7 protein-coding genes and 1 riboswitch are annotated in these 6,155 nt (G+C 57.1%); of the genes, 5 read left to right on the forward strand and 2 right to left on the reverse strand.

From position 1 onward, the window contains the following. On the reverse strand, positions 1 to 884 hold an 884-nt coding region (gene crtI / locus ACIQ5B_RS09845), incomplete at its 3' end, for a phytoene desaturase family protein (RefSeq protein ID WP_397598863.1). Between the two features lie 109 nt (positions 885 to 993). Continuing rightward, positions 994 to 2,163, reverse strand: a complete 1,170-nt coding sequence (crtY, locus tag ACIQ5B_RS09850; RefSeq protein WP_397598864.1) for a lycopene beta-cyclase CrtY — start codon at positions 2,161 to 2,163, stop codon at positions 994 to 996. A 161-nt stretch (positions 2,164 to 2,324) separates the two neighbouring features. Here crtY and ACIQ5B_RS09855 point away from each other — a divergent pair, with 161 nt between their 5' ends. From ACIQ5B_RS09855 to ACIQ5B_RS09875, 5 genes are all read left to right on the forward strand, one after another. Continuing rightward, on the forward strand, positions 2,325 to 3,386 hold the full coding sequence (locus ACIQ5B_RS09855; RefSeq protein WP_397598865.1) for an MBL fold metallo-hydrolase: 1,062 nt from the start codon (positions 2,325 to 2,327) through the stop codon (positions 3,384 to 3,386). Between the two features lie 21 nt (positions 3,387 to 3,407). After that, positions 3,408 to 4,151, forward strand: coding sequence for a sterol desaturase family protein (locus ACIQ5B_RS09860; RefSeq protein ID WP_397598866.1), 744 nt, complete (start codon positions 3,408 to 3,410; stop codon positions 4,149 to 4,151). Next, on the forward strand, positions 4,108 to 4,536 hold the full coding sequence (locus ACIQ5B_RS09865) for a DUF2141 domain-containing protein (RefSeq protein ID WP_397598867.1): 429 nt from the start codon (positions 4,108 to 4,110) through the stop codon (positions 4,534 to 4,536). Before ACIQ5B_RS09860 ends, ACIQ5B_RS09865 begins: the two co-directional genes overlap by 44 nt. A gap of 102 nt (positions 4,537 to 4,638) precedes the next feature. Next, complete coding sequence (locus tag ACIQ5B_RS09870; RefSeq protein WP_397598868.1) at positions 4,639 to 5,067, forward strand: hypothetical protein; 429 nt, start codon at positions 4,639 to 4,641, stop codon at positions 5,065 to 5,067. 59 nt (positions 5,068 to 5,126) lie between these two features. Further along, a riboswitch (TPP riboswitch) is annotated at positions 5,127 to 5,232 on the forward strand. Between the two features lie 74 nt (positions 5,233 to 5,306). Continuing rightward, positions 5,307 to 6,155 (forward strand): phosphomethylpyrimidine synthase ThiC (locus ACIQ5B_RS09875; RefSeq protein WP_397598869.1); only part of this gene is annotated, 849 nt, incomplete at its 3' end.

Here is a 6,155-nt window from a genome sequence, read left to right on the forward strand (position 1 = left end):
GTTGCGCGCTCGCCGCGTTTGTTGCTGGTCAACAAATCCTTGTAGGTGTGCATCAGGTCGCCATTGGACGCCGCCATGTCGCAGTCCATACGCCAGCCCGATTTGGTGCGCACGCCAATGACCTTGTCACCGCGTGTTTCGATTTCTTCGACGGGATCGCCCAAACGGATCGTCCCACCGAGCCGCTCAAAATGCGTCACCATTGCGGCGACAAGCCGGTTGGTGCCGCCCTTGGCAAACCAGACACCGCCCTCTTTTTCGATGGTGTGGATGAGCGCGTAGATCGCGCTTGTGCTCATCGGGTTTCCGCCGACGAGCAACGTGTGGAATGACAAAGCTTCGCGCAGCTTTTCATCTTTCACATAAGACGAAACGATCGAATAAACCGAACGCCATGCCTGATATTTCATCAACGCTGGCGCCGCCTTTATCATCGATGCGAAGTCGAGGAACGCGACGGACCCGAGCTTTTGATAGCCCTCTTTGAACACACCCTTCGAATATTCGAGGAATTTGCGATAACCCTCAACATCGTCAGGGTTCAGCTTTTCAATCTCCGCTTTCAGCCCGGGTGCGTCGTTCGAATAATCGAAGTTCGTGCCATCGGGCCAGTTCAAACGGTAGAACGGGAACACGGGCATCAATTCCACGTCGTCCGACATTTTATGGCCGGACAGCGACCATAATTCTTCCAGACATGGCGGGTCGGTGATGACCGTTGGGCCACCATCAAAGGTAAAGCCGTCCTTTTCCCAATAATAGCCGCGGCCACCGGGCTTATCGCGCGCTTCGATAATCGTCGTGGAGATGCCTGCAGATTGCAGCCGCATTGCAAGCGCAAGTCCGCCAAATCCGGCGCCAATAATTGCTGCTGTTTTCGTCATAAATTATGTCCCAAAAATGCGTTATCCTGAACGTGTTTCAGGATAACAGGCGACCCCATTTTGTTATCCCGAAGCAAGTTCGGGATGACGAAAAGTGCGAGAGTCCTGCTCATTTCTTCTTGCTCCGGATCGCGGTGATGGCTTTCCCTATGGGAATAGGCGGCTTGCCAATCAGGATGCGCGCCTTGTCACTGTTGCTGCTATTCCCAGCATAAAAGCGTTCAATCAATCCGGGCTTTAGCCTGTAGAAACGTTCTAATATTTTATATCGGTCGCGGCCTTCGGCGCCGCGGAACAGCATCCGGTTGAGCATCCGGAAAAATCTGCCCTTGTTCCAATGGTCCTGCGCACGCTCGCGCAGAACAAGATTGAGCTTGTCGCCGTCAAGATCGGGCTGCTCTGCAATGAAAATGGCGTTGCGCACCGCGTCGGGCAGGGAATAGCTGGTCACCGACTGAAAAAATGCACCGCGCGCGCCGGCCTTTGCCGTGCGGCCACTGCCGCTTGCCCAATAGCTTTCCAGATCGCCGCCCATCACGACGGGCAGGACGCCATTTTCTTCACGCAAGACGCGCTCGACTTTCCAGCCTTGTTCATCCGCATAAGCCGCAATCCGTTGACGCAGGATACGCGGGTCCAAATCGGGCTTGTCGCTGTAATACGTGTCTTCGACAAACAGCTTGTCCATCCCAAAGGGCAGGACATAGACAAAGCGATAGCCATCATGCTGGTCCACCGTCGCGTCCATGACGATGGGCTTTGTAAGATTGTGGGGCTCTGACAATTGCATCAGCTGGCCGGTAAATTTCTGCCAACCGCAATCGAGATGGTTCAGGTCACCTGCGCCCCGCGCGTCAATCACGCCGCCGGCGTTAATACGCTGGGCGCCGTCCAGGACCACAAGCCTGGGCGAGACCGCTTTCACTTCACGGCCAAGCATCAATGACGATGCAGGCAGGTTCTTGCGCAGCACCCAGTCGAGCCGTTCGGATTCAATCGTGTAATAAATATTGTCGAGCGTGCGGCTGTGCCCCGGGAATTTGACGTCATAACCCGACCAGCCATAGGTCACCAATGGCGCAGTCAGCCAACGATGCTCTGGCAAGATGTCGCTCGCAAAAAAGCTCCAAATATGGTTGCCGCCAAAGCTGTCGCCTTGTTCAATCAGGACGATTTTCAATTCGGGCCGCATTTTGCCAAGGGCAAGCGCGATGAGCCCGCCCGCAAGCCCGCCGCCGACAATGGCCAAATCGCATTTGATATTTTCGCGTGTCACCATGCGGCCCTAGCGCAGCCATTTTACAAGGGGAAGGCTTCTGCCAAGGTAATGCACAGCTTTATGTATAGCGATTGGGCGGCGCACCGACGTCGTCATAATTTTCCTATATGCTAACGCTATCAAAAACGCGTAGGTACGTCGTCAAACGGGGGAGATTTATCATGCGGAAGAAATGGCTTTTGGCCGTCCTTGGCGGGCTGGTCGTTGCGGGCGGTGCGGCATATGTAAAACGTGACGCACTGGCGATGGCGCTGATTTCGCGCGCAGCGGACAGTGCCATGTCGCGCAATGTCATGGCGGAATTGCCCGAAAATGCTCTGCACGTCGGATTTTGCGGCACGGGTTCGCCCTTGCCAAATCGTGACCGCGCGGCCGCGTGCACCGTTGTGATCGCCGGTGGCCGGTTGTTTATATTCGACATGGGTGAAGGCTCCGGCAAAACCCTGTCTCTCATGGGCATGCCACTCGATAAGATTGAAGGGGTGTGGCTCACCCATTTGCACAGCGACCATTTCGAAGGCCTTGGCCCCTTCACTCTGCAGCGTTGGGCAGGGACGAGCGCGAAAACACCGCTGCCTGTGTCTGGCCCTGAAGGCGTCACCGAAATCACCGATGGGCTGAATGCGGCGTACCGGATTGATTCAACCTACCGCATTGCCCACCATGGCGCAGCCGTCGTGCCGCAATCGGGCTTTGGCATGACGGGCAAGGCTATCCAGCCGGGCGTGGTTTATGATGCCAATGACGTGCGCATTACCGCCTTTTCTGTGGACCATGATCCGATCACGCCCGCCTTTGGCTATCGCGTCGATTATAAGGGCCGCAGCGTCACCATATCGGGTGACACCGCGTTCACCCCTGCGCTGGCCAAAGCCGCCAAGGGGTCTGATTTGTACGTCAGCGAACTGCTGTCGCCGCGCATGGTCGATGCCCTCGCCACCAGCGCGCAAAAGGCAGGCATGATAAATCGGGCCAAAATCTTCGACGATATCCAGAATTATCATATCAGCCCCGAACAAGCCGCTGATGTGGCAAAGGCGTCCGGCGCTGGCATGTTGGCCTTTACCCATATCGTCCCGTCGGTGCCCAAGCCGCTCGAATTCGCGCTGATTGGTGATGCCGCCAGCCGCTATAAGGGACCAATTAAGGTCATGCACGATGGCGATATCATCAGCATTTCCGGTCCCGATAATTTCGAAACACGCAATTTGCTAAACCGATAAGATAGGGGCTAAAGGCGCCAGATGGGCTCTTGGCTGATCTTGCTTTTATCAACACTGGCGATGACGGCGATTGTCGGCGTGCGCTATCTCGTGGTCAGCGGTGCTTTTGCATGGGCGACGAAATTGCGCGAGCCGGGTCTTTATGTTGGCCTTGACCACCAAATCCGCCGCGAAATCGGGTGGAGCCTCGCCAGCGCCGCGATTTACGGCATTCCTGCGGGCGTCGTCGCTTGGGGATGGGACAATCTCGGCTGGACGTTGATTTACCGCGATGCCGGCGATTACCCTTTCTGGTATCTGCCGCTGTCGGTATTTCTATATCTGTTTGCGCACGACACATGGTTTTATTGGACACACCGGCTGATGCATCGCCCGTTTTGGTTCAAGGCGGCGCACGCTGTCCATCATGAAAGCCGCCCGCCCACCGCATGGGCTGCCATGTCCTTCCATCCGTGGGAGGCATTGTCAGGCGCGTTCGTTATTCCGTTTTTGGTCTTCGTCATTCCCATTCACGTTGCGTCTTTGGGCGTCGTGCTATCGGTGATGACCATCATGGGCGTGACCAACCATATGGGGTGGGAATGTTTCCCGAAATCCATCGTCAACGGCAAATTAGGGCAGTGGCTGATAACGGCGACACATCATCAAAAGCATCACGACGCATATCGAGGGAATTATGGGCTATATTTCAGGTTTTGGGATAAAATGTGCGGCACTGACCTTGGTCTCGGCCATTGGGATCGCAACCTTAAGCGGCGCAGTTGAAGCCGCGCCCGCAACCGCGACGATTGATATAAACATCTCCGGCCTGCGCAATACGAAGGGCAATGTCCTCGTCTGCGTCACCGCCAATCCGCGCTTCTTCCCCGATTGCGGCAAGGATCCCAAAGGTTTGAAGACCAGTATATCCGCGCGCGATGCCGCAAATATATCGTTCACGGGTATCGCAAAGGGCACATATGCGGTCGCGTTGGTCCATGATGAAAATGCCAACAACAAAATGGATATGGCCATTTTCTTGCCCAAGGAAGGCTTTGGCTTTTCCCGCAACCCCGCGATTGTTGCTGGCCCGCCCAAGTTTAAGGCCGCGGCGTTTGCGGTTGATGCCGCCGCCGTCAGCCAGCGGGTAAAGATGAAATATATGCTGTAACGGCGCGGTCGTGCGCGGCGACGGAACTTTCTGACTCGCCTTAACCAGTTGGAAATCATGTGCGGGTCATAATCTGGCTTCTCTGCAAATAGGGCGCCCGCTATGATTCCGTCGCACAACCAGTTTACGTCCACTTCCTCTCAGCCTGCGTCGGCAACCGCCGCCGAAGCGCCGCGCGCACGCACGCGGGAGGCGCGCTTGAGCTGGATCGGATCAAAGCTGGCGCAGCTGATCGACATTGAAGACGCCCGTCTTGATGCCCTGCACCACCGTATGTGGATGCGGATATTGCAGAGCGGCCTTGAACCTGCCGCACCGCGGAACGAAACGGATCAGCTGGCGATCCACATCCTTGCCGTCGCAACATTGGCCGACGATGTCGCGGCGAAAGACGGGCCACAGGCCGCAATGGCCGCCGTCATGCAGGCCAGCGGCAAAACGCTTGAACCGGGGCTGGCGGAAAAATTCCTGCGCCTTGCAAGTTCGCCCATATTCTGGAGGGCGCTGCAGTCGGATGTTGCTGCCGCCTAATTTCATTGCCGTGACGATGTTCATCCTGCTGGACTGACGCGCTACTCTGGCCTATTGCATCTCCATCCCCGGGGAGTCGTGTGACTGAGAGGGATGGGTAACGCCATCCGACCCGCTGAACCTGATCCCGTTGACGCGGGCGTAGGGAGGTGAGACCGCAGCCAGTCCGGGGGACTGGCGAGGACCGAGCCCGGTCTTCACGCCAATCGCTCTCCTTCGCGATAATTTGGAGAGTACACATGGCAGACATCCCCGCACGCACCGAAATTGGCGTCACCACTGGCCCGATCCGTGGATCGAAGAAAATCTACGTCGGCGATCGCAAAGTGGCCATGCGCGAAATCTATCTTGAGCCATCGTCGGGCGAGCCGCCTGTGCGCGTCTATGACAGCAGCGGGCCATATACCGACAGCAACGCCCGCATCGACATCAGCATGGGCCTGCCCGAAATCCGCGCCAGCTGGATCCGTGAGCGTGGCGATGTAGAGGAAGTGCTTCAGCGCGAAGTCCGCCCCGAAGATAATGGTCAGCTTGGCCCCGACCGCAGCGGCGGCGTGGCGCCATTCCCCAATGTGCGCAAACATGTGCTGCGCGCAAAGCCCGGCATGAACGTCAGCCAGATGCATTATGCCCGCCGCGGCATCATCACGCCGGAAATGGAATATGTTGCCGAGCGTGAGAATCTGGGCCGTGCGCGCCTGACCGAATATATCCGCGATGGCGAAAGCTTTGGCGCAGAAATCCCCGATTATGTGACGCCCGAATTCGTCCGCGAAGAAATCGCCCGCGGCCGCGCGATCATTCCCAACAACATCAACCACCCTGAATCCGAACCGATGGCCATTGGCCGCAATTTCCTGGTCAAGATCAACGCCAATATCGGCAACAGCGCCGTGGCGTCTGATGTCGCGACGGAAGTGGACAAGATGGTCTGGTCCATCCGCTGGGGCGCGGACACCGTCATGGACCTGTCGACCGGCCGCAACATTCACGACACCCGCGAATGGATCATCCGCAACTCGCCCGTTCCCATCGGCACCGTGCCGATTTATCAGGCGCTGGAAAAGGTTGGCGGCGTTGCCGAAGAC

The organism is Sphingorhabdus sp. (assembly GCF_044374345.1).
Classification (GTDB): Bacteria; Pseudomonadota; Alphaproteobacteria; order Sphingomonadales; family Sphingomonadaceae; genus Sphingorhabdus_B.